We start from the raw sequence: 22,104 nt of genomic DNA, 5'->3' as shown, positions 1-22,104 counted from the left end.
CACCGCGCCGCGGTTCCGCCCCGGGGCCAAGGCCCGGGGTCTCCACGTTCAAGGAGATTCGATGACGGCATCGACCATCGCGCCCCCGGCCGCGTCACGCCACTACGCGCGCACCTTCGGCGCGCTGCTCGCCCGCGACCTGCGGGTGCTGCGGCGGGACCTGCGCTCCTTCATGGCCCGAACCGTGGTACAGCCCGTCCTGTTCATCTTCGTCTTCGCCGTGGTCCTGCCGCGGATCGGGTACGGGGCGGGCCAGGGGCTCTCCGCGGACGGGCGCGCGGAGACGTTCGCCACGATCCTCGTCCCCGGCCTGGTCGCCTCGGGCATCGTGCTGCAGGGCATCTTCGCCGTGACGACCCCGCTGGTCATGGAGCTCTCGTACACCAAGGAGATCGACGACAGGGCGCTGGCCCCGATCCCCGTCTGGGTCGTCGGCGTCGAGAAGATCGTCGCGGGCGCGATCCAGGGGGTGATCGCGGCGGTGGTCGTCTTCCTCGCGGTGCTCTTCGTGCACGCGCCGGGCGAGGCCCCGAACATCGACTTCGGGCGCTGGCCGCTGCTGGTCGCGGTCCTGGTGCTGTCGTCCCTCCTCACGGCCTGCATCGGCCTGCTCATCGGCACGCTGCTCCCGCCCCAGCAGCTCAGCACCCTGTTCGCGATCTTCATCGTCCCGCTCATGATGCTCGGCTGCGTGTACTACCCCTGGGCGGCCCTGGAGGCGATCCCGTGGCTGCAGGCGGCCGTCCTGGCGAACCCGCTCGTCTACGTGAGCGAGGCGCTGCGCGGCGCGCTGAGTCCCGCCGTCCCGCACATGCCCGAGGCGGTCACGCTGGCCGTCCTCATCGTGGGAACGCTCGTCACGGGCGCGCTGTCGCTGCGGTCGTTCTCCCGGCGTCTGGTGGCCTAGCGGTGGGCGGCGACCTGCCCCGGGACTGGTCCGGCGACCTCGTCGGCCGCGACGCCGAACTCGCCGGCCTGCGCGACCTGCTCGGTTCGGCGCGGCTGGTCACGCTCACCGGCGCTCCGGGGGTCGGCAAGACCCGGATGGCACACGCGTACACCCGCGCCTGGGCCGACGCCTATCCGGGCGGCATCTGGTTCCGCGACCTGGCCGCCGGTTTCGACGGCCCCGCCGCCACCGCCCCCGTTCCCCCCGGCCCCGCGGGCGGTCCCGTAAGGGGCGGTCCCGGATGGCCCGGCCTCGCGGATCTCGGCGTCGTCCCCGGCGAGGGACCCTCGCTGCTCGTGCTCGACACCTGCGAGCGCGTCGCCGACCGGTGCGCCGTGATCGTCCCGGAGCTGCTCGGTACCCACCCGGGGCTCGGCGTGCTGGCCACGAGCAGGGAGCCGCTGGGCGTCCCCGGCGAGGTGACCTGCCGCCTCGCCCCGCTGGACGCGGTGCCGTCCGCCCGCCTGTTCGCCGAGCGCGCCGCCGCGCAGGGGCGGCCCGCCACCCCGGAGACCGCGGACGCGGTGCGGGAGATCTGCCGCCGCCTCGACGGCCTGCCGCTGGCCGTCGAGCTGGCCGCGGCCCGCTCCGTCATGCTGTCGCCGGCGCAGATCGCCGAGCGGCTCGACGACCCGCTCCGGCTGCTGGCCGGAGGGAACCGCACCGCCCATCCCAGGCAGAGGTCGCTGGAGGCGGCGATCGGCTGGAGCCACGAGATGCTGCCCGGCGGCGAGCGGCTGCTGCTGCGCAGGCTCGCGGTGTTCGAGGACGGGTTCGTCATCGACGATGTGGAGGGGGTCTGCGCGGGCGCGGGCATCGGGCCGGACGCCGTCGTCGACCTGCTGGCCATGCTCGTGTCCAGGTCCCTCGTCGAGTGCGACACCGGTGGCGCCGTGACCCGCTACCGGCTGCTGCGGGTCGTGCGCGCCTACGCCCGGCAGGAACTGCGTGCCGGAGACGAGACCGAGATGGTGCGGGCGCGCCACGCCGAGTACTACGCGGCACTGGCCGAGCGGGCGGCGGAGGCGCTCGCCACGGGCGCCGCCGCGCCGCACCTGGAACGCGTCGAGGCCGCCTACGCCAACATGCGGGCGGTGCTGCGCTGGTGCACCTCCGAAGGACCGACGACGGTCGGGGCGCGGCTGGCGAGCGCGCTGGAGACGTACTGGATCCTGCGGGGCCGCCCGCGCGAGGGGCGCGGCTGGATCGCCTCGCTGGTCTCCGGCGGCGGCGTGGTCCGCGCGGAGGTGCTGGCCGCCGCGGAGCTGAGCGGCGCGGTGCTCTCCTGCGCCCTGGGCGAGTACGCCGACGCCACGGACGCCTGCCGCCGGGCGCTGGCCATGTTCCGCGAGCTGGGGGACGAGGCCGGGCAGACGCGGGCGCTGGCGGTGCTGGCGGGCCTGCGGACGATGGGCGAGCCCGCGTCGGCGGGCCGTACCCTCACCGAGCTCGCCGCCCGGGGCACGGCCCCGATGGGCCACGCGTGGAGCGGCGTGCCCCTCTTCCTGCTCGGCCGCGCCCTTCTCGCCTCCGGCGACCTCGCCGGGGCCCGCGCGGCCCTGGAACGGTGCGTCGCCGTCGGCCGCAGGCGCGGCTCGGAACTGAACCTGGAGATGGGCCTGCTCGCCCTGGCGCAGGTGGCCGTCTACCAGGGCGCGTACGCGGAGGCGGAGAGCGCGCTCGGCCAGAGTCTGGCCGCCGCCGACCGGATGGGCGACGTCTGGGGGAGGGCCGCGGTGCTCAGGGGGCTGGGGGAGGTGGCCGCCTGCCGCGGCCACTACGGACCGGCCAGGGAGCGGCTCGCCGAGGCGGTCCGCATCGCCCGCTCCGCGGACTCACCGCCGCTGCTCGGGGACTGCCTCGACACGCTCGGCAGGACGCTGCTCGACGTCGGCGAGTACGAGGCGGCGCGGGAGGTGTTCTCGGAGGTCGTCGAGGTGGGCGAGCGGACCGCCGCCCGGCTGGCGGCCATGGGGCTGGCCGGGCTGGGCACCGCGATCCTGGGCTCCGGCGGTGCCTCCGCGGCCTCCGCGGCCCTCACCTTCGCCGAGGAGGCCATGGCGCGCGCCCGGGAGACCGACGACCGTCCGCTCGCCTGGCGGTGCCTGTTCACCCTCGGCAGCGTCACCCGGCGCGACGATCCGTCCCGTGCCGCCTCCGCGCACCACGCGGCGCTGCGGACCGGAGCCGCCATGGGGCTGCGGGCCCAGACGGCCGACTCGCTGGAGGCCATGGCCGGGCTCGCGGCCGGGCACCGCCGCCACGAGCACGCCGCCAGGCTGTTCGGCGCGGCCCAGTCGCTGCGCGACCGGCTGGGGCTGTCGCGGCCCCCGGCGGTGGCGCCGCAGCACGAGGCGGACCTGGCCGGGGTGCGGGCCGCGCTGGGCGCCGGCGGGTTCGCCGCCCTGTGGGAGGAAGGCGCCGGGCTGGACGTCGGCCAGGCCGTCACCTACGCGGGGCGGGGCCGGGGACCGCGGAGGGAGGGGGTCGGCTGGGCTGCCCTGACCAGGGCCGAGCGCCAGGTGGCCCTGCTGGCGTCCGGCGGGATGACCAACCGCGAGATCGGCGCGAAGCTGTTCGTGTCGCCCCGCACGGTGCAGGCCCAGCTGTCCAGCGTGTTCGCCAAGCTGGGCCTGTCCTCGCGCAGGGATCTGGCCCGCGAGTACGACTCGCGGGCCAGATCCCTGCGCGGCCGGGACGCCGGCTGGAACCCCGGCCAAGACCCCGGCCGGGACACCGACTGGGATCCCGGCCAAGACTCAATCCTCCCCGCGAAGCGTGACGACCCCGGTGGCGTGCAGGATCCTGAAGGCGGAGTCACACACCTCACGGGTCAGCTCGGTGGCTGAGCCCGCCCGCGTCTTGTCCCGCCACTCGCCGACCGTGATCCCCGGGGCCGCCGCCTCGAAGGCCGCAAGCAGCGGCCCGCCCAGCGGGTAGCCCACGGCGCCGCCCCGGGGGAACAGGTAGCCCTGCCGCTCGCGGGCCAGCGCGTCGAAGGTCAGCGTGAAGTCGCGCAGCAGCAGGTGGACGGGGTGGTCCGCCCAGTGGACGGCGTCCGGCGTGACGCCCTCGACGAGCGCGTCGTCGGTGAGCCCCGGCGGGTCCTGCGCGGTCGTCGCCCGCTGGGCGCGGACCGCGGCGTCCCAGGCGAGCCCGTCGAGCAGCAGGCTCCTCACCTCGGGCGGCAGGCCCGCCTCCTCGACGCGCGGCACAGGGTCGGCACCCGAGCCCAGGTCGAGGCGCTCGGCCCAGGCCACGACGTCGCAGTCCGGGACCGCGATGAGGCAGCGCAGCAGCGTGGGCGCGGCGTCCTGCAGCGCCTCGACCCGCCCGGCGAAGACCATCGCCCGCTGGTAGTCCTCGGCGCTGAAACCACGCGACCGGACGACGAGCGGCGGCTGGAAGTCGAGGAACTCGATCCCGTACTGCTCCGCGTACTCGAAGAAGTCGGTCCCGGGGAAGGCCATCAACGGGGCGAAGTGCACCTTCTCCACGCCGCTCTCGTAGGCGAACCGTACGCTGTCGCGAACCTTGTCCGCGTTGTCGCCCGGCATGCCGATGATGATGTCCGCGGCCAGGGCATGGTTGTGGTGGCGGCGGATGAGGGAGGCGGCCTGGGCGAACCGCCCCCGGTCGAACCTGCGGGCCGCCAGCTGCAGGGTGTCGGCGTCCGACGACTGGATGCCGAGGGTGATCACACGGCACCCGGCGCGGTTCATCGCCCGCACGTAGTCGAGGTCGACGTGCTTGACGTCCGGGTAGACGTCCACCACCGTCCCCCGGTTGTGCTCGGCGACGATCTCGAAGATCTCCATGGCCCGGTGCCGTGAGATGCCCAGGTGCGCGTCGCACATCCGCAGGTAGGGGATGCCGGCGTCCAGCAGGTAGGCCAGCTCGCGCTCGATCCGCTCCATGGGGAACGCGCGGAGCTTGGGAGCGCTGTAGAGACAGAACTTGCACTTCTGCCGGCACCCCCGGCCCGTCTCGTACGCCAGGACCGCGTCGGGCCTGCGCCGCAGGATCGGCTCCAGGGGGAGCCTGCCGGCGGTGAAGACCAGCGGCAGCGCGCCCAGGTCGACGTCGGGCGGGTCGTCGTTGTGCACGGGCTCGCCGCCGTCCCGCCGGGTGACGCCCGCCACCGCGCCCAGGTCGCCGTCCCGCGCCAGGGTCTCCAGCAGCTGCGGGTACGCCTCCTCGGCCTCGCCGCGCAGCACCAGGTCCAGCCACGGGTACTCGCTCAGCAGGTGGGCGGCCATCCGCCGGGAGTTGGCCTGGGCGCCGCCCCAGACGACGCGGCAGTCCGGCAGGTGCCGCTTGACGATGCGCCCCATCCGGGTGAACTCGTCGTGGTTCCACACGAACGCGGAGAAGGAGATCACGTCCGGCCGGTAGTCGAACAGCCGCGCCATGAACGCGTTGTAGTGCCCCAGATAGTCCTCGGCCAGGCTGCCCACGTCCTCGTGGAACCAGACCCGGTGCTCGACCTCCGACGGGGAGACCCGGTCGGCCACGGCCGCCCGGATCAGCTCCACCCCCAGCGAGAACCCGTCGTCGTTGGAGTAGACGAGTACGGCCTTCAGGGTCATGACGATCTCCCCAGTGTCACTCTCGGCCGGGCGGAGCGCAGCCCCTCGGCGAGCCGGTCGAAGGCTGCCGTCGCCCGCGCGTGCGTGTCCCGGTAGGCGTCCGCCTCGATCGGGTCGTCGTCCAGCGCGCGCTCCACGACCCCGAGGAGGTCCTCGCTGGGATGCGTGCCGCGGTGCGTCCAGTAGCGGTGCGCCATGCCCAGCCCGGCGGTGAGCTCGTGCAGCTTGCTCGTACCGTTGCGGCGGCTCCAGAAGGGGTCGACCGCTACGAACGGGGTCGCGCCGCGCAGCGCGAGGATCGCGCTGTGGTAGCGGGAGACGAGGACGAGGTCGCAGCGGGCGAAGGCCTCGGCGAGTTCGCCGGCCCCGGTGGACGCGCCGGACACGCCGCCGCCGTCGGAGACGCCGGGGAGGCGGAGCTCCCGGACGCGGGCGCGCGGCACCGCCCGGGCGAACCTGGCGCCGGCCTCCTCGTCGCCGTAGATGTTGGGCACCGTGATGAACTCGATGTCGGCGAAGGCGGCCAGCTCGATCAGGGTGAGGCCCAGCTCCGTCACGAATCCCAGAGACGCGGCGCGCTCCCCGGGTTCCGACGCCTCGGCCATGACCTGCTCCGGCGGCACGCACAATGCCGGGTCGGCCGCGCCGCGCGCGGCGAGATCGCGGCCGACGAGGTGGGTGACCAGCTGAGAGGTCACCCCCGGGGCGCCGACGGCGACGCCGATCAGCGGACGGCGGCGCCGCCCGGTTCCGCCGCCCCGGGCGCCCCGGGCGGCCCGGGGCTCCAGCGGCTCCAGGGCGAAGGCCGGGTCGGGGACGACCGCCGTGCCCGGCACGCCGGTCGCGTCGTCCATCCGCCGGGCGGCGGCCTCGCCGCGCACGGTCAGGTGGTCGATCCGCTCCCGGACCGCCCCCAGGTAGCCGCGCCAGTCGTCACGCGCGGGCGCCGGGGTGCCGTCCTGCAGGCCCACGCCGTGCCAGGCGACCCACACGCCGGGATCGAACGCCCCCGGGTCGGGTCCCAGGCAGAACACCTGCATGATCGGGTGCCGGAACGGCGGGCCGCTCCACAGGCCGCCCGCCATCACGACGGCGTCGAACGAGCCCGCGCCGGGCCAGCGCCCGTCCCGGTCCACCCGGAGCGGCGCGGGGCCGGCCCCGGTGCCGGCCCCGGTGCTCCACGGGCAGAAGTGCCGGAAGGTGGCGTCCGGCAGGCGGCGTGACAGCTGGGCCTCGGTCACCGCCGCCAGCAGCCGGTCGCCGACGTTGGGCAGGCTGCCGCCCGCCCAGATCGCGATTCGCCGGGACACCCCGCTCACCCGCCGATGGGGGACGGCCGGCGCAGACCGAACTCTTCCCAGCCGCGGCGCTCGGCGTACTCGTTGTAGACGCCGCCGCACTGCGCCCGCAGCGGGCAGCCGTCGCAGGGCGGCCCGTACGAGCGCATCTCGTCGTCCATGAACGCGTCGTAGTCGTCCACGACGCTGCCCTGGTACATCATCCGGATCGAGCGCGTCCCGTCCTCGATGGCCAGCTCCTCGTGCGGCGCGACCACGCACAGCGGGAAGCCCTCCAGCGTCAGCCGCGCCGGCGACGCGAGCATCATCTCGATCACCGGCAGCAGGTGCGTCCGGGTCTCGGCGACCGTGGGCGCCTGCATGTCCAGGGCGAAGAAGCCGCTGCCCACCGGGTGCAGGTTGGAGATGTTGACGTGGTCGACCCCCAGGTCGACGCAGAGCCGGCAGATGTCCATCAACCGGCCCATGTTGAGCCGGGTGATGACGGTGTTGGTCCGCACCGCGACGCCCGACCGCTTGGCGTTGCGGATGCCCTCGATCGTCTCGTCGAACCCGCCCGGCGTCTGCGTCAGGCAGTCCTGGACGACCGCGGTGGAGCCGTGCAGCGAGACCACGAACAGCTCGACCCCGTTGTCGGCGAGGCGCTGGGTGAACTCCGGGTCCCTCAGCCGCCGCGCGTTGGTCTGGATCTCCACGCGCGGGTACTCCAGCAGCCTGATCGTGCGCAGCAGGTCGAACAGGCGGGGGTGGATCGTCGGCTCCCCGCCGTGCAGGTTCACCGACGCGTAGCCCTGGCCGGAGTTCTCGACGAGGAAGCGGATCAGGTCCTCATACACCACGCTGTCGGACTTCGCCAGCGGCGACCCCACGACGCAGAAGCCGCACTTCTCGTTGCACAGGTCGGTCACGTGCATGCTCAGCTGTTTCATGTCCACCTCACACCAGGCCCAGGCGGCTCGCCGCCGAGGCGAAGACCTCGGGGGTGCCGGGATGATCGGTCAGCTTCTCCAGGTACGCGGCCCGCTCGCGCGCCAGATCGTCCTGGACCCCGCGGTCGTACAGCACCCCGTGCAGCGCCGACAGCACGGCGGGCTCGTCGAGCAGCTCGGCGTGGGCGAACGTCGACGTGTAGGGATTGTTCGCCAGGATGGGGTCGAGGAAGCTGTGGAACCCCAGCGGCCACATCCGGAACGGATACATGGGCAGGGTCCGCGACAGCCACGACCGCACGTCCTCCGACAGGCCGCCCAGCTCCGCCTCCACCCGGTCGATATCCGGTTTGTCCGGTACGTCGAACCTGTTGGTCAGCACCAGCCCGGGGATGTCGGACAGCACCGCCCTGGCCAGGGTGGTGGCGGGCAGGTTGAGCGTCAGGACCAGGTCGACCGAGCCCAGCAGCACGTTGAACCGGTGCGGAGAGCACGCAGGGATGACGTGCGCGCGGTCGGCCAGCCCCGCCAGCACCTGCGGCACGCTGCCCACGAACACGAAGCGGGCACTGGGCGGCAGCTGCCGCAGGTAGTGCACCATCAGCTCGGGGACCTGGTCGGCCAGCCGGTCGCCGTTCTCGTCGGAGTACTTGTCCTGCTGCCACCCGGCCACCGCGAGCAGCACCATCCGGTCCTCCTGCGCCATGCCGAACGTCTCGCGCAGGTGGTGGCGGGTGCGGCGGCTGACCCGCTCGTTGCCCTCCCACAGCCGGAACGGGTACGCGCCGGGCTCCGGTTCGAGGTGGCAGATCGGGGCCGGGCGCAGGTGGGCGGGCATGTCCATGATCTTCCGGCTGACGCCCATCGACTTGCCGTGGAAGACGTCCACCGCGAAGTCGGTGCCGGCCCACTCCCAGATGTCGATCGGCATGATCGGCAGGCCGTACCGCTCGATGAACCACGGGTCGACGCCGTAGCGCTTGGGGAACACGCCGCAGTAGGTGAAGTAGTCGGACAGGATGATCGCGTCCGGGCGGAACTCGCGGACCGTCTCGTCCACCAGCAGCGTCGCGAACGCGCGCATCGAGTTGTCGAGCACCAGGTACGGGAACCCGCTGCCGCGCAGCAGCCTCTCCGACATGGGCTCGACGATGAAGAAGCACTCGATCCCGGCCGGCTTGAGCTGGCGGGCCAGCGACATGCCGATGAGCGTCTCGCCGTACCCGGCGCTGCTCATCGCGAAGAACAGGAGTCTCACGGGCTCACCGCCAGAAGTGAGGGGCCCTCCAGGGACCGGCGGACGCCGAACGGCGTGCCGACGTCCTGGAACGTGCCGCCGGGGAACTCGGCCGCCCGGACCCGCAGGCCGCCCCGGACCGCCAGGTCGAAGTAGTGGCCGAGCACCGGCTCACCCGCGGGACCGCCCGCGGTGCCGCTCACCGGGCCGTTCACTGTGCCGCTCGCGGTGTCGATCACCGGGCCGTTCGCAGTGCCGTTCAACGTGCCGTTCACAGTGCCGATCACCGGGCCCCGGCCGATGTCCCGGAGCAGCTCCTCGTGCAGGAGCCTCGCGAAGGCGTCCCCCCAGACAGCCGCGCCCCAGGTGTTCATGACGGGCGGGTCGGCGGGCTTGTCGAAGACCCGGTGCACGCGGTCCCCGCGCACGACCACCGGGCCCAGCCGGTGCGCGTCGGGCGTGGGGAAGACCGCGAGCGCGAGGTCCGCGCCCGTCCGCTCGTAGACGTCGACCAGCCGCGACAGCGCGTCGGACGGGGTGAAGATCGTGTCGGGCATGACGAACACGACGTCGCGTCCCCGGGTCCACCCGTGGGCCAGGTCGAGCGCGCAGGCCAGGCCGCGCGCCTCCTCCTGGAAGAGGTAGGCGACGTCGACGCCGAGGTGGCGCCCGTCCCCGATGTAGGAGACGACCTCCAGCTTCCAGGGGGCCACCACCAGGATCGCGCTGGCGACCCCCGCCCCCGCCAGCGACTCCAGCGCGTACTCCGCGACGGGACGCAGCCGGGCGCCGCCCTCGGCGGGCTCGTACACGATGGGCAGCAGTTCCTTGGGGTAGCGGAGCGGGGCCATCCGGGTGCCCCGGCCGGCGGCGGGTACGAGTCCGACGAGGTTCGTGCTCGTCACATGCCACTCCTTACTGGTTGGGGAGCGTCGATCAGCGGCAGGGGGACACCGACCACGGACACGGGAGCGCCGGGCGCGGGCTGGGCGGGGCCCGCCGGGACGCCGGGCGCGGGCCGCCGAGGCTCCGGCGCCCGCTCGCCGAACCGGACCAGCCGCACGGCGTCGATCAGCTCGCGCTGGAACGGGTCGGCGGCGATCTCGCGCAGCCTGGCCCGCCCGTCGAGCGAGCGGAGCAGCTTGTAGCAGAGGTCGCAGCCGTTGGTGAAGTTCGTCCCCTTGAACAGCTTGCGCACCGCGGGGGAGGACGCGACCATCCGTGCCACGCCCTGCGGCCCGTACACGCGCAGGAACTGGTACTCGTAGTTGTGGTCGGCGTCGTCGAGGATCTCCCGGAACGACTTCTCATGCAGGTTGCCCATGAAGTAGGCCAGGTCCGACAGCGTGACGTAGGCCCCGGCCTTGCCGATGTGGCAGGCCGACAGGTCGCCGTTCGGATTGATCAGCGGGGTCTCCAGATAGCAGGAGGCCGAGAAGTTCTCCGGGTCGGGGGGGACGCCCACCTGGTGGGCCGTCTTGATGAACGGCGTGGGGATCACCCGGTCCACGTGCACTCGCACCCGGTCCTCGAAGCGCCGGTACAGGCTCCGGATCTGCTCCTCCTCGTGGTCCTCCGCGATGGTGATGCACAGGCTGATCTCCGGGATCTCCCGGGCGATGGCCCCTTCGATCACGTTGACCACGTGCTGGGTGGGCACGCGTTCCTGGTGGTAGACGTCGGTGCTGAGGAACAGCCGGGTCAGGCCGGGCAACTGCCCGAGGATCTTGTCCACCGCGGCGGGCGAGCGTCCCCAGAAGCTGCTGGTGAACACCGAGATCCGCGGCGCGCCGGGATGGCCGGCGGCGGCCCCGACCCCGGACTTGAGCATCCGGAACCGTTGGAAGGGCTCGCCGCCGGTGAAGATGATCTCCGGGATGCCGCTGTCGCACGCCTGTGCCACCCAGCGCCCGATGTCGTCCGCGGTCGGCTGGCGGTCCCGCGTGGAGCCGGTGAAACCGCAGTGCCGGCAGCCTACGGTGCAGATCTCGGTGACGCTGACCAGTATCGAGTTGAAGTGCACGACACCCCCTGGAGAGCTAGTAGTGGCCGCGCGGTTTAGTAGTAGCCACCACCACCGGGCTCCTTGACGGGAACCGTGTGCGCCTGGACGGCGGGCTGGAGCAGGCCGGCACCGGCCAGCTCCTTGATCTGGTCGATCTGGTCGGCGCCGAGGCTGTACTCGGTGGCGACCGACTCGGGGTTGCTGAGCAGCTGCTCGGCGAACGCCGGGTCGGATGCGGCGCGCTGCACGAGATCGCGGACGCGTGGAGACTCGCTCATTGATCCCTCCCATGGGACGGGGTTTCGTGGGCCGGTCGGGCTTCCCACGTGATCAAGTTACGAATCCGGCGCTCCCCGAACCACCGCCTGGCAGGCGTATTCCGGGCCGGGCGGGAGACGGAGGGACCGGTGCCGGACGGCCGATCGCCGCGCCCCCGCGGACAGGACGGCGCGGGCCTCGGCCTACGCGTACGGCCGACCGGCCTAGATTTCCGCGGGGACGGCGTAAGCGGCCGCGCGGGGTGGCCCGTCCGTTCCGCCGGGCGGCCGCCGCGCGGCGCGGGCGGCGTACCGTCGGGGCATGCTCAGGCTCGGCGAGATCGACGCCCTGCGGCGGCAACGCGGCAGGTCGGCGCTGCTCCTCATCACCGACCGCTGCCCCGTCGGCTGCGCCCACTGCTCGGTCGACTCCCGCACCGACGGCCCGCGCATCACCGACCACGCCCTCTTCGAGGAGATGGTCGAGGGGCTCTGCGCGGACGAGGACCTGCGGGTCGTCGGCGTCTCCGGCGGGGAGCCGTTCACGGAGCGGCGCGGGCTCACCTACGCCGCCCGGAGGATCCACGAGTCGGGCAAGGCGCTCGTCCCCTACACCAGCGGTCACTGGGGGGCCGGGGGAGATCCCCCCGGATGGATCCGGTCCGTCCTGGGCATGTCGGCCTGCGTCGTCCTGGGCGTCGACGCCCACCACACGAGCCCGCGCGCCGCCGTGGCCGCCGCGGCCCGGGCCGTCGCGGACGCGGGCGCGTGGCTCGTGGCCCAGGTGCTGGACGACCCCGCCCAGATCGAGGACGCGCGCGATCTCCTCGAGGGCGCGCTGGGGGCCGGATGGCCCGACCGGGCCGAGATCCACCCGGTCGCGCCCCTGCCGTACGGCCGCGCCCGGGGCCTGTTCCCCGCTCCCCGCCGCGTGACCGGCGAGCGGCTGGGCCGATGCGCGATCGCGCACACCCCGACGGTCCGCTACGACGGGCGGATCTCGGCCTGCTGTGACGAGAACGTCATCATGGGGGCCGGGCCCCCGGACCTGCATCGCCTGGCCGGCGACCGCGAGGGGGTGCGCCGTGCGCTCGCCGACCTCGTCGCCGACCCGTTCCTCGCGGTGCTGGGCTCACTGGGCACCGGAGCGCTGACCGCGCTGCCTCGCTACCGTGACCTCGCCCGCCGGGAGTTCTCCGGCATCTGCGGGATCTGCCGGCACATGCTGAGGCGCGCCGGCGGCGAGCGCGACCCGCTCCTGCGCGCGCTGGCGCTGATCCCGCCGCCCGGCCCTCCGGAGGCCGCGCCCGCGGGGTCCCCGGAGGCATCCCCCGGCACCCCGCCCGCCGGGGAGGTACGGGTCGTGCCCCCAGGGCCGCCGGGACCGCGGCGGGAGGGCGGGCCGTCAGCCGAACAGGGCCCTGCGTAGCGCGACCACCCGCTCGGCGGCGGCACGGCGGCTGATCTCCGCCTCGGGGACCATCGCGTCGAAGCCGTGGAAGGCCCCCGGGTGGAGGTGGAACTCGGTGGAGACGCCCGCCCGCACCAGCCGCAGGGCGTAGTCGAAGCACTCGTCCCTGAAGACCTCCAGCTCGCCGACGTCGATGTACGCCGGGGGCAGGCCCGACAGGTCGGACGCCCTGGCCGGGGCCGCGTACGGGGAGACGTCGTCGCCGCCCGCCCGCTCGCCCAGCAGCGCCTTCCAGCCCAGCAGGTTCGCCGCCCGGTTCCACACGATCGCCTCGACGAACTCGTGGCTGGAGGGGGAGGTGTTGCGGTCGTCCAGCATCGGGCAGATCAGGAGCTGGAACACCAGGGCCGGGCCGCCGCGGTCGCGCGCGAGCAACACGGTTCCCGCGGCGAGACCGCCTCCCGCGCTGATCCCGCTCACCGCGATGCGCTCGGGGTCGATGCCCAGCTCGGCGGCGTTCTTGGCGGTCCACACCAGGCCCGCGTAGCAGTCTTCGACCGGCGCCGGGTCCGGGTGCTCCGGCGCGAGGCGATAGTCGACCGAGACGATCACGCATCCCAGCTCGGCGACGTACTCGTTGAGGCGCGCGTCCTCCATCTCGACGTCGCCCATGACCATCCCGCCGCCGTGGATCCAGTACAGGCCGGGGACGGCACCCTCCTGCCCGGCCGGGCGGTAGATCCGCAGCCGGATGTCGGGATCGCCGTCGGGGCCCGGGACCATCCTGTCCTCGATCGTGACCCGCTCGTCCGGGGCGAGCGGGGCCATCGCCGCACGCGCCGCGTCCATCTGGACCCGGAGGCCGGGCAGGTCCTCCGGCCGCAGGGCGCCGAGGTCCATGGCGGGCAGGGGGTTCGCCTCGAGGACGGCGGCCAGCCCGGGATCGATATTGGGATGAAATGCCATGTCACTCACCTAATCAGAAGAAGAGAGGGGCCGGTTCGCGCGATCGGCTCCTTCCCCCGATCATCCGTGAGCCCGCACCCCCTCACAACCGCAAGGTGGCCGCGATGGTGGACCCGCCGCCCGCCAACCGGCGGGTCCGCGGGCGAGGGCCGGTGAATTCCCCTCGGTCGCGAGAAACGCCGCCGACGGAAAAGGCGGATAAAACCATTGGCGCCGGAGGCCGCCTTTGCCCTTCAATGGAGAAAGGTCGGAGCACCCGCTCCGCACTCCGGAGAGGAACGACGGTGAATTACGGCGCATCACCGGTGTGGCAGGGAGGGCTTGAGCCGTTCCCGCTGCCCGGCGGCAGTGCTCTGGCCCCAGGACGGCCAGGTGGATGACCCTCGCGAGGGAAACCGCCGAGCCGCCAGAGACACCGGTCCAGGCGGCTTCTTCATTTCCGGCACCGGATGACACCGCTTTGACCACCGCGGGCGGGATCCCCTTTCCCGCTTTCGATAAATCCACAGTGCAGCACGTTGAACGCGAATTCGTTCACGCACTCTCCCCGGAGGGTGCGAAAGGATTCACCCGGGAGACTCCCGGAGAAACGCCGCAGAGGCCGAATCGGTAAGGCAGCCGGCTTCCACCCGGCAGGACGGGGTTCGAATCCCCGCTGCGGCTCTGCCCTCGCGGGAACGGGGCATGGGACTGGGACTCGGCGACGGGAGTGGCGACCCCCGCCCGGTCGGCAGGACCGCGGCGCGTCCGGTACGGCCCACGCCAGCCGGGCCGGACGCGTGACGGGGCGTAGCTCAGCAGGAAGAGCATCCGGCCAGGGACCGGAAGGCCGCAGGTTCGAGTCCTGCCGTTCCGACGACACGAGCAGTGCGGGAAACGAGCGACACGAGCAGCACGGCGAGACGAGCATGACGAGAGAGAGGAGAGCAGCACGCCGGCAGGAGCAGTACGGCGACACCGTGACACCGGCGTGCCGCGAGGCACGCCCGGCCGCTCTGGCCCAACGGCAGAGGCACCAGGTTCAGGACCTGGGTGATCAGGGTTCGAATCCCTGGGGCGGCACGCGAGACGGTGACGGGCGGGTGCCCGATTACTCGGGCACCCGCCCGTCACCGCCGGCCCGGCGCTACTCGTGGTGGGGCCAGGGGAGCAGGACGGGCTCGGCGGGGAGGTCTCCGGCCAGGAAACCGGCCAGCAGGGTCCCCAGGCCGAGGGGAAAGACCGCCTCGCGGGTGGTCAGGAGGTCGTGCCGGGTCCACCAGCGGTGCGCCGAGATCACCGAGCGCTCCAGCTCCTCCTGTCCCGAGACGTCGACGGTGTGTTCGCCGACGCGCAGGAAGAAGAACGAGTCGACCGCGGCGACCCGGATGTCGCCGAACCAGGTGAGGCCGGAGGAACGGGCCACGACGGACCCCAGGTGTTCTTCCGCGACCTCCAGTCCCGTCTCCTCGCGCAGTTCGCGGACCGCCGCGGCGACCAGCGTCTCACCGTCGTCCACTCCTCCGCCCGGCGTGATCCAGTAGTGCTCGACGGGCCACCGGGCGGGTGCGGGATAGCGGAACAGCAGGAGGCGCTCCTCGGCGTCGACCAGCAGGATCCGGGCGGTGGAACGTGAGATGGGGGCGGTCACGTCCCCGATCGTAGAAGGGATCGCTCAGCCCTGCCCCGCTCCGCCCCGCCTTCTCCCGCCCCCGCCTCGTCCCGCCCCCACCTCGCGGTGCGGCTTCTCGCACACTCGTCCTCGGCGGGAGTTCGGCCCTTCGCGCCCGTCCTCAAGGAGAGCGCGCCCGTCCTCGGGGAGGACGCGTCCGTCCTCAGGGAGAAAGGCGACGCGAGGTGTCCGCGACCAGCTGGAGCACGACCGGCGCGAGGTCAGGCCGTGCGCGCAGCATGTCCTCCAGGCGTACTCGCCAGGCCGCGGTCTCGGCCGGCCAGGCCTCCTCGCGTTGCAGGCGTAGCCGCGTCTCGGAAAGTCTCGTCTGGTGCGTGGCGCCGAGGGAGCGCCCGAGCATGTCGCTGAGCCACCAGTAGACGTTGCCGTCGGCGGCGTTGACGAAGGTGCGCGCGCCCTCCCAGGCCACGCGCGGATGGTGAACGACGTCCATGGCCGGACCGTACGCCCGGTCCCGCCGTCCCACAAGGAGCCGGTGCGAGAGAGCGCCCGGCCGGATTCTCCGGCGGGGTCGCAGCAGGTGGAAAGATGGGCCAATGGGTGCAAAGAGCAGAAACAACGTAGTCATGGTCGGCAGGGAAGACGGACCGCTGCTGATGCTCGCGCACGGGTTCGGCTGCGACCAGAACATGTGGCGCCTGGTGGTGCCCGCGCTGGCCGAGAGGTTTCGCCTGGTGCTGTTCGACCACGTCGGGATGGGCCGGTCGGACCTGTCGGCCTGGCAGGCCGAGCGGTACGCGACCCTGGACGGCTACGCCGACGACGTACTGCGGATCTGCCGGGAGCTGGACCTCCAGCAGGTGATCTTCGTCGGGCACTCGGTCAGCGCCATGATCGGGGTGCTGGCCGCGGTACGCGAGCCCGACCGGTTCGCCAAGCTGGTCCTGCTCACCCCCTCGCCGCGCTACCTCGACGACGGCGACTACCGGGGCGGGTTCAGCGAGGCCGACATCGAGGAGCTGCTGGAATCTCTCGACAGCAACTATCTGGGCTGGTCGGCGGCGATGGCACCGGTGATCATGGGCAACCCCGACCGTCCCGAACTGGGCGAGGAGCTGGCCAACAGCTTCTGCCGCACCGACCCGCGGATCGCGTCCGTCTTCGCGCGCGCCACGTTCCTGTCCGACAACCGCGCGGACCTGGCCAAGGTGGAGGTGCCGACGCTGGTGCTCGAATGCGCCAGCGACGTCATCGCCCCCCGGGAGGTGGGCGCGTTCGTGCGCGACCAGATTCCCGGAAGCCGGCTGGTCACCCTGGACGCCGTCGGGCACTGCCCGCAACTGAGCGCCCCGCAGGCCACCGCCCAGGCGATCGCCTCCTTCGCGGCCGACCGGTGATGTCGGGCACCGGGGCCGTTCCCGGACCGACCGATTCCGGTAACCACAGCATCCCGCGGGCACTGTTCAACGCGCTGCTGGAGGACAGCGCCGAGGATCTGTACGAGAACGCGCCGTGCGGTTACCTGTCCACCCTCCTGGACGGCCAGATCGCCAAAATCAACACCACGCTGCTGACCTGGCTCGGTTACACCCGCGACCAGCTGGTGGGCCGGCGCAGCTTCAGCGACCTGCTCACCGTCGGCGGCAAGCTGTACCACGAGACGCACTTCGCGCCCCTGCTGCGCATGCAGGGCGAGCTCGGCGGGGTCGCCCTGGACCTGCGGGCGGCCGACGGCACCCGGCTGCCGGTGCTGGTCACCTCGGTTCTCAAGACCGGCACCGACGGCGAGCCCCTGCTGATCCGCACCACCGTCTTCGACGCCCGCGACCGCCGTGCCTACGAACGCGAGCTGCTGCGCGCCCGCCAGGAGGCCGAACGCGAGCGCGAGCGCCTCAAGCGCCTGGTGACCACCCTGCAGCGCAGCCTGCTGCCCGCGGTCCTCCCGGTGGTGCCCGGGCTGGAGGCCGCCGCGCATTACCACATCGCCTCCGCCGACCAGGTCGGCGGCGACTTCTACGACCTGTTCCCCCTCGGCGACGGCCGCTGGGGTGTCTTCCTGGGCGACGTGTGCGGGAAGGGAGCCGGAGCCGCGGCGCTGACCTCCCTGACCCGCTACACCCTGCGCGCGGCGGCCGTCTACGACCCCGACCCCGTCGAGGTGCTGGCCACCCTGAACACCGTGCTGCGCCAGGAGTACACCGGCGACGACCTGCGCTACTGCACCGTCGTCTTCGGCCTGTTCACCCCGGACGGCGATGGCTTCGCCCTCACCCTCGCCAGCGGCGGTCACCCCGCCGCCCTGCTGATGCGCGCCGGCGGCGGGGCCGAGTACCGGCCCACCCCCGGCGGCCTGCTCGTCGGCGTCCTGCCCGACGCACGCTTCGCGGCCACCACCACCCGGCTCGCGCCCGGCGACACCCTGTTGCTCTACACCGACGGCCTGACCGAGGCCCGCCTCGACGCCGAGGGCAACCGCCACAGCGAGGAGGCCCTGCGGGCCTTCGCCGCGGCCCTCGCCCCCACCACCGCGACCGGCGCCATCGCCGCGGTGAAGGAGTTGCTGGCCTCCTTCGGCGACGGCCTGGACGACGACACCGCCGTCCTGGCCCTCGGCGTTCCCGCCCCGGCCGGCGAGAAGGCGCGATGAGCGAGCTGAGGGTCGCCACCCGAGACACCGGCACCGGCCCGGTGCTCGAGGTGGCCGGCGAGCTCGACTTCCGCACCGCGTCCCGGCTGCGCGAGGCGCTCCGGAGCGTCGCCCCGCTGCCGGGCCAGCGGCTCGTCATCGATCTGGCCGGTCTCACCGCGTGCGACTCCAGCGGCATCACCGTCCTGCTCGTCGCCCGCAACCGTGCCCTGGAGGCCCGCGCCGGCATCGTGCTGGCCGCCGTCCCCGATCGCCTGGCCCGCGTCTTCCGCATCGTGGGCCTGGACCAGGTCTTCGCCGTCTCCCACCCCGCGGGAACGGATGTCCCGGACCCCCGCGCCCGCGCGGACCCCGACGCCGCCGACCCCGACTCCACCGGCCTCGATCCTGCCGCCGCTGACGACGCCGCAGCAGACGCCGCAGCAGACGCCACAGCCTCGCGGCGACGGACCGATGGGTGACGATGGGTGGGTGGAGCGGCTACCGGTGATCGATGTCAGCGCCCTGGTGCGGGGCGGGTCCCACGCGGAACGCGAGCGGGTCGCCCGCGAGATCGAGCGGGCCTGCCGCGACACCGGGTTCTTCTACGTCTCCGGCCACGGGGTGCCGCCCTCGCTGCTCGAGCGCCTCGACCCCCGCCTGGGACGCGGAGGTGCCCCCGCTGCCCTCGCGGGAGGCCGCCGGCGGCGGCCGTGCCCGCTGGGACGGCCAGGACCTGCGCGCCTTCACCGGAACCTACGGTGAGTATCTGCTGGCCAAGGTCTCCAAGGTCTCCAAGGTCTTCCAGCGGCTGCGGGAGGACGTGCTCTGACCTGCTCCGAAGGAGACATGCTCTGAGGGGGACCTGCTCCGAAGAGGAGCGCTCTGAGAAGGGGAACGCTCCCAAGGGGACCGCTCTGAAAAGGGGACCGCTTCGAGAGGGCCGCGAGCCTCAGGCTCCGGAGGGCTGCGGCGCCGGCTTCATGATCGCGGTGGGGTCGTTGACGATCTGGTTGATCACCACGTTCGCGGCGCCCCGGGAGGCCGCGCCGAAGCCGTGGTCGGAGGCGACGAAACGGCAGCGGGCCGCGGGGCCCGCGACGACCAGGCGCTCCAGCTCCGCCTGCGCGAAGGGGAGCATCCAGCCGGCCAGGGTGGCGAAGTAACCACCCACGACGATCACGCGCGGGTTGAAGAGGTTGACCAGTATCGAGCCGCCGAGCCCGAGCCAGCGGCCGACCTCGGCGACCGCGACCAGCGTCTGCCTGTCGCCGGCGGCGAGGTCGCGGGCGATCTCGGCCACCCGCTCCTCGGGATCGGGCACCGGGCCGGAGCCGAGGCCGTACGCCCGCTCGGGGGTCGCCATGCGCACCAGCGCGGCCAGGCCGACCTTGGTCTCCCAGCAGCCGAAGCGTCCGCAGCCGCAGCGCCCGCCACTCGGGTCGACCGGCAGGTGCCCGACCTCGCCGGAGAAACCGTCCGCCCCGCGCAGGAGCCCGCCGTCCACGATGATGCCGCCGCCCACGCCGACCTCGCCGGTGAGGTAGACCATGTCGGCCGTACCGGCCGCCACCCCGGAGGTGTATTCGGCGAGGGCGGCCAGGTTCGCGTCGTTGTCGACCGTCACCGGCACGCGCAGCGGGCCGAGGGCGGAGGACAGCCGGGCGGCCAGCGGCACGTCGTGCCAGTCGAGGTTGGGGGCGAAGGCCACCACCCCGTGGTCGACGTCGACCAGGCCGGGGACCGCCACCCCGATGCCCGCCGGGGCTGCCCCGGCACGCGTCATCTCCTCGACGGCGTCGCGGGCCGTGAGGCCGAGTTCGCGGAGCGAGCGGCTGGGGCCGCTGCCGGCCGCGTCGAAGCCCAGGCGGCGGTCGACCAGGACGTTGCCTCCGAGGTCGACGCCGTGCACGGCGATGTAGTCGACGTTGAGCTCCAGCCCGAGGGCGCCGATGTGCGCGCCGTGCAACGCCACCGCCCGCCGGGGGCGGCCGACCGCGCCCGCGTGGTCGACGCCCACCTCCTGGACCAGCCGCCGGTCGAGGAGCTCGACCATCAGGTTGGAGACGGTGGCCCGGTGCAGGCCGGTGGCCTCCGCGATGTCGGAGCGGGAGGTGGACCCGTGCTCGCGCAGGTGGCGCAGGACCAGGGAGAGGTTCGTCCGGCGGAGCGAGGCGTGACCCGCGGCCTGGGGCGTGCCGCCCACCGTGCGGGCCTGGTGCTGCTCCTGGATCACGCGGCCACCTGGCTTTTATTTGTCTCGGATAGAAATTAATTGGATTTGTAACACAGAGATGTCCCGTCGCGCACTACGGACCCGATAACAACTCGATATCTGTCGTTCGTGTGACGTAATCGAGCAAACGGGCAGTCGTGTTACGAAAACGTTACGTAGATCGAAACGTTTCGGACCTTGCGCCCCTGTCCGAACTGAGCCTTTAATTCGGCCAGTCATGCAAATTAATTGAGGGGAGTGGCGTGCACCGTAGCTGGACCGGCAGTCGCAACGGCGGTTCGACGAGCTCGAACAGGTCGGCCGGCACCCCCGCCGACCAGGCCACGGTGCGCCGGTCCAACCTGTCCCTGGTGCTGCGTCACGTCAGCGAGTACGGCCCGCGCTCCAGGTCGGTCGTCGCCATGGAGACCGGCCTGAACAAGACCACGGTCACCAGCCTCGTCAGCGAGCTGCAGGCCCGCGGCCTCCTCAAGGAGATCGGGCCGCAGCACGCGGGCGCCGTCGGCCGTCCCGGGCTCGCCCTCGCCCTGGACGGGGCCGGCGTCGGCGCCCTCGGCCTCGAGGTCAACGCCGACTACATCGCCGCCTTCGCCACCGACCTGGGCGGCCGGGTGCTGATCGACCGGCGGGTGAGCTTCGACGCCATGGGCTGCGACTCCGAGCGCTCCCTGACGGAGCTGGCCCGGGTGATAGGGGAGGCGATGGCCGAGCTCGACCTCCTGGAGGTCAGGATCGCCGGGATCACCGTGGCCGTCCCCGGTCTCGTCGACACCGCCACCGGCACCGTGGACGTCGCCCCCAACCTCGGCTGGTACGGCGTCCCCGTGGCGGAGTGGCTGGTCCGCGCCGGAGTGCCCCCGAACGTGCCGATCAGCGTGGACAACGACGCCAACCTGGCGGCCCTCGCCGAGTACACCTCCGGGGTGGCGGCCGGTACGGCCGATCTCGTCTACCTCACCGGCGAGGTGGGCATCGGCGGCGGCGTGATCTCGGGCGGGCACCTGCTGAGCGGCGCCGACGGCTTCGCCGGCGAGGTGGGCCACGTCATGGTCGACCCCTCGGGCGAGCGCTGCGGCTGCGGCCGGATCGGCTGCTGGGAGACGAAGGTCGGCCTGGCGGCGCTGGTCAGGATGGCCACCCCCGACCACGCCTACGGCATGCACGACGGGGTGATGCGCGACCCGGAGGAGCGGCTGGCCGAGATCGAGCTGCGCTGGGCCGCGGGCGATCCCCGGGTCGACCTGGCCATCGGAGAGGTGGGCCGCTGGCTCGGGCGGGGCTCGGCCACGCTGGTCAACCTCTTCAACCCGCGCGTCATCGTCATCGGCGGCTACTTCGCCAAGCTCGCCGACCGGCTCATCCCGGTCGCGCAGGCGGAGCTGAAGCGGCTGGGCGTGGAGGGATCCGTCGCCCGCTGCGAGTTCGTCGCCTCCGATCTCGGTTTCGGCGCCGCCTCGCGCGGCGCCGCCGGGATCGTCACGGAGAGGGTGCTCTCCAACCCCACCGCCATCGATGTCCGCCTGGCGGCACCGGCACCCGAGAAGGAGCGCGAATGAGACGCCGTACCTCGTGAGAACCCGGTACCGCCCCCCAAGCATCCCGTCCGTCCGACCGGAAAACCGGATTCGTGACGCCGTCGTTCACGCCGACCTCGGCGGCGCCACGCTGGTGCTGTCCGGCCCGGCCGGACGGGCGGGATCCCTTTTGGGAGCTAAGTCCCTTTTGTCATAGAAGTTCGCAGCGAAATCCCCATCGAGATTCTGTCGTGAAGATCCACGGAGGCCCCCCATGCCGGAGCCGTCAACCGACTCGGCACCCCTCCTCGTGATGCGAGGGATCGTCAAGCAGTTCCCCGGAGTGCGCGCCCTCGACGGCGTCGACCTGGAGGTCCGCGCCGGAGAGGTGCACTGTCTGCTCGGCCAGAACGGTGCCGGGAAGTCCACCCTGATCAAGACCCTGGCGGGCGCTCACCAGCCCGACGAGGGGACG

General features: G+C 72.9%; 20 protein-coding genes, 3 tRNA genes and 1 pseudogene. 13 read left to right on the top strand and 11 right to left on the bottom strand.

Features of this window, described 5'->3' with window-relative positions:
- Positions 1 to 61 precede the first annotated feature (61 nt).
- Positions 62 to 907, top strand: coding sequence for an ABC transporter permease (locus AB0G15_RS22730; protein ID WP_362842967.1), 846 nt, complete (start codon positions 62 to 64; stop codon positions 905 to 907).
- A 2-nt stretch (positions 908 to 909) separates the two neighbouring features.
- Positions 910 to 3,798 (top strand): LuxR C-terminal-related transcriptional regulator, encoded by a 2,889-nt coding sequence (locus tag AB0G15_RS22725; RefSeq protein WP_362842964.1) that lies wholly within the window; start codon positions 910 to 912, stop codon positions 3,796 to 3,798.
- Here AB0G15_RS22725 and AB0G15_RS22720 read toward each other — a convergent pair.
- Genes AB0G15_RS22720 through AB0G15_RS22690 form a run of 7 tightly spaced genes read right to left on the bottom strand, consistent with a single transcriptional unit; the run spans position 3,709 to position 11,285 of the window.
- On the bottom strand, positions 3,709 to 5,538 hold the full coding sequence (locus AB0G15_RS22720) for a radical SAM protein (RefSeq protein ID WP_362842962.1): 1,830 nt from the start codon (positions 5,536 to 5,538) through the stop codon (positions 3,709 to 3,711). The genes AB0G15_RS22725 and AB0G15_RS22720 overlap by 90 nt on opposite strands.
- Positions 5,535 to 6,848: a polysaccharide pyruvyl transferase family protein gene (locus AB0G15_RS22715; protein ID WP_362842959.1), complete on the bottom strand. Its 1,314-nt coding sequence runs from the start codon at positions 6,846 to 6,848 to the stop codon at positions 5,535 to 5,537. The genes AB0G15_RS22720 and AB0G15_RS22715 overlap by 4 nt, the downstream gene beginning before the upstream one ends.
- Positions 6,849 to 6,853: 5 nt before the next feature.
- Positions 6,854 to 7,765, bottom strand: a complete 912-nt coding sequence (locus AB0G15_RS22710) for a radical SAM protein (protein WP_362842956.1) — start codon at positions 7,763 to 7,765, stop codon at positions 6,854 to 6,856.
- A 7-nt stretch (positions 7,766 to 7,772) separates the two neighbouring features.
- Positions 7,773 to 9,023 (bottom strand): DUF6365 family protein, encoded by a 1,251-nt coding sequence (locus AB0G15_RS22705; protein WP_362842954.1) that lies wholly within the window; start codon positions 9,021 to 9,023, stop codon positions 7,773 to 7,775.
- Positions 9,020 to 9,907: a sugar phosphate nucleotidyltransferase gene (locus tag AB0G15_RS22700; protein ID WP_362842951.1), complete on the bottom strand. Its 888-nt coding sequence runs from the start codon at positions 9,905 to 9,907 to the stop codon at positions 9,020 to 9,022. The genes AB0G15_RS22705 and AB0G15_RS22700 overlap by 4 nt, the downstream gene beginning before the upstream one ends.
- Positions 9,904 to 11,025, bottom strand: a complete 1,122-nt coding sequence (locus AB0G15_RS22695; protein ID WP_362842948.1) for a radical SAM protein — start codon at positions 11,023 to 11,025, stop codon at positions 9,904 to 9,906. The genes AB0G15_RS22700 and AB0G15_RS22695 overlap by 4 nt, the downstream gene beginning before the upstream one ends.
- A 35-nt stretch (positions 11,026 to 11,060) precedes the next feature.
- Positions 11,061 to 11,285, bottom strand: coding sequence for a hypothetical protein (locus AB0G15_RS22690; RefSeq protein ID WP_362691166.1), 225 nt, complete (start codon positions 11,283 to 11,285; stop codon positions 11,061 to 11,063).
- A 301-nt stretch (positions 11,286 to 11,586) separates the two neighbouring features.
- Here AB0G15_RS22690 and AB0G15_RS22685 point away from each other — a divergent pair, with 301 nt between their 5' ends.
- Complete coding sequence (locus AB0G15_RS22685; protein WP_362842945.1) at positions 11,587 to 12,693, top strand: radical SAM protein; 1,107 nt, start codon at positions 11,587 to 11,589, stop codon at positions 12,691 to 12,693.
- Here AB0G15_RS22685 and AB0G15_RS22680 read toward each other — a convergent pair.
- Positions 12,670 to 13,641 (bottom strand): alpha/beta hydrolase, encoded by a 972-nt coding sequence (locus AB0G15_RS22680; RefSeq protein ID WP_362842942.1) that lies wholly within the window; start codon positions 13,639 to 13,641, stop codon positions 12,670 to 12,672. The genes AB0G15_RS22685 and AB0G15_RS22680 overlap by 24 nt on opposite strands.
- 591 nt (positions 13,642 to 14,232) lie before the next feature.
- On the opposite strand from AB0G15_RS22680, the gene AB0G15_RS22675 reads away from it, so the two are divergent.
- The 3 genes from AB0G15_RS22675 to AB0G15_RS22665 all read left to right on the top strand — a co-directional run bounded on the left by AB0G15_RS22675 (position 14,233) and on the right by AB0G15_RS22665 (position 14,703).
- A tRNA-Gly gene (locus tag AB0G15_RS22675) sits at positions 14,233 to 14,304 on the top strand.
- 120 nt (positions 14,305 to 14,424) lie between these two features.
- Positions 14,425 to 14,497, top strand: a tRNA-Pro gene (locus AB0G15_RS22670).
- Positions 14,498 to 14,630: 133 nt separating this feature from the next.
- Positions 14,631 to 14,703 (top strand) — tRNA-Leu (locus AB0G15_RS22665).
- 64 nt (positions 14,704 to 14,767) lie between these two features.
- On the opposite strand, the gene AB0G15_RS22660 is transcribed toward AB0G15_RS22665, so the two are convergent.
- Together AB0G15_RS22660 and AB0G15_RS22655 are read right to left on the bottom strand one after the other, a co-directional pair.
- A complete protein-coding gene (locus AB0G15_RS22660) occupies positions 14,768 to 15,271 on the bottom strand; it encodes an NUDIX domain-containing protein (RefSeq protein WP_362842939.1) in 504 nt (167 codons plus the stop codon).
- Positions 15,272 to 15,455: 184 nt separating this feature from the next.
- The gene (locus AB0G15_RS22655; protein WP_362842937.1) at positions 15,456 to 15,746 is read right to left on the bottom strand and encodes a hypothetical protein; all 291 of its coding nucleotides are present in this window, start codon (positions 15,744 to 15,746) and stop codon (positions 15,456 to 15,458) included.
- A gap of 133 nt (positions 15,747 to 15,879) precedes the next feature.
- Here AB0G15_RS22655 and AB0G15_RS22650 point away from each other — a divergent pair, with 133 nt between their 5' ends.
- The 5 genes and pseudogenes from AB0G15_RS22650 (at position 15,880) to AB0G15_RS22630 (ending at position 18,711) form a co-directional block, all read left to right on the top strand.
- Positions 15,880 to 16,650, top strand: coding sequence for an alpha/beta hydrolase (locus tag AB0G15_RS22650; protein ID WP_362842935.1), 771 nt, complete (start codon positions 15,880 to 15,882; stop codon positions 16,648 to 16,650).
- The gene (locus tag AB0G15_RS22645; RefSeq protein ID WP_362842932.1) at positions 16,650 to 17,900 is read left to right on the top strand and encodes a SpoIIE family protein phosphatase; all 1,251 of its coding nucleotides are present in this window, start codon (positions 16,650 to 16,652) and stop codon (positions 17,898 to 17,900) included. The genes AB0G15_RS22650 and AB0G15_RS22645 overlap by 1 nt, the downstream gene beginning before the upstream one ends.
- Positions 17,897 to 18,361, top strand: coding sequence for an STAS domain-containing protein (locus AB0G15_RS22640; protein ID WP_362842929.1), 465 nt, complete (start codon positions 17,897 to 17,899; stop codon positions 18,359 to 18,361). Before AB0G15_RS22645 ends, AB0G15_RS22640 begins: the two co-directional genes overlap by 4 nt.
- Positions 18,354 to 18,518, top strand: a pseudogene (locus tag AB0G15_RS22635) (2-oxoglutarate and iron-dependent oxygenase domain-containing protein); the annotation flags it as partial. The gene AB0G15_RS22640 and the pseudogene AB0G15_RS22635, both read left to right, overlap by 8 nt.
- Positions 18,519 to 18,552: 34 nt before the next feature.
- The gene (locus tag AB0G15_RS22630; protein ID WP_362843184.1) at positions 18,553 to 18,711 is read left to right on the top strand and encodes a hypothetical protein; all 159 of its coding nucleotides are present in this window, start codon (positions 18,553 to 18,555) and stop codon (positions 18,709 to 18,711) included.
- A gap of 120 nt (positions 18,712 to 18,831) precedes the next feature.
- Here the strand turns inward: AB0G15_RS22630 and AB0G15_RS22625 are convergent, their stop codons facing one another.
- Complete coding sequence (locus tag AB0G15_RS22625) at positions 18,832 to 20,115, bottom strand: ROK family transcriptional regulator (RefSeq protein WP_362842926.1); 1,284 nt, start codon at positions 20,113 to 20,115, stop codon at positions 18,832 to 18,834.
- Between the two features lie 242 nt (positions 20,116 to 20,357).
- Between AB0G15_RS22625 and AB0G15_RS22620 the strand changes: the two genes are divergently transcribed.
- Both AB0G15_RS22620 and AB0G15_RS22615 read left to right on the top strand, forming a co-directional pair.
- Positions 20,358 to 21,671 carry an ROK family transcriptional regulator gene (locus tag AB0G15_RS22620; protein ID WP_362842923.1) on the top strand — a complete coding sequence of 438 codons (1,314 nt, stop codon included), beginning with the start codon at positions 20,358 to 20,360 and terminating at the stop codon, positions 21,669 to 21,671.
- A 232-nt stretch (positions 21,672 to 21,903) separates the two neighbouring features.
- Positions 21,904 to 22,104: ATP-binding cassette domain-containing protein (locus AB0G15_RS22615; protein ID WP_362842921.1), on the top strand; the 201-nt coding region annotated here is incomplete at its 3' end.

It is taken from the genome of Streptosporangium sp. NPDC023825, from assembly GCF_040639575.1.
In the GTDB taxonomy this organism is placed as follows: Bacteria; Actinomycetota; Actinomycetes; order Streptosporangiales; family Streptosporangiaceae; genus Streptosporangium.
The sequence above is the reverse complement of the archived record's forward strand: the minus strand, read 5'-3'. Positions and strand labels throughout refer to the sequence as shown.

Bases quoted from the DNA above. Each gene is read 5' to 3' on its own strand.
- AB0G15_RS22650 (WP_362842935.1), top strand. From the start codon at position 15,880: ATGGTCGGCAGGGAAGACGGACCGCTGCTGATGCTCGCGCACGGGTTC.
- AB0G15_RS22645 (WP_362842932.1), top strand. From the start codon at position 16,650: ATGTCGGGCACCGGGGCCGTTCCCGGACCGACCGATTCCGGTAACCAC.
- AB0G15_RS22640 (WP_362842929.1), top strand. From the start codon at position 17,897: ATGAGCGAGCTGAGGGTCGCCACCCGAGACACCGGCACCGGCCCGGTG.
- AB0G15_RS22680 (WP_362842942.1), bottom strand. From the start codon at position 13,641: ATGGCATTTCATCCCAATATCGATCCCGGGCTGGCCGCCGTCCTCGAG.
- AB0G15_RS22720 (WP_362842962.1), bottom strand. From the start codon at position 5,538: ATGACCCTGAAGGCCGTACTCGTCTACTCCAACGACGACGGGTTCTCG.
- AB0G15_RS22685 (WP_362842945.1), top strand. From the start codon at position 11,587: ATGCTCAGGCTCGGCGAGATCGACGCCCTGCGGCGGCAACGCGGCAGG.
- AB0G15_RS22655 (WP_362842937.1), bottom strand. From the start codon at position 15,746: ATGGACGTCGTTCACCATCCGCGCGTGGCCTGGGAGGGCGCGCGCACC.
- AB0G15_RS22710 (WP_362842956.1), bottom strand. From the start codon at position 7,765: ATGAAACAGCTGAGCATGCACGTGACCGACCTGTGCAACGAGAAGTGC.
- AB0G15_RS22730 (WP_362842967.1), top strand. From the start codon at position 62: ATGACGGCATCGACCATCGCGCCCCCGGCCGCGTCACGCCACTACGCG.
- AB0G15_RS22690 (WP_362691166.1), bottom strand. From the start codon at position 11,285: ATGAGCGAGTCTCCACGCGTCCGCGATCTCGTGCAGCGCGCCGCATCC.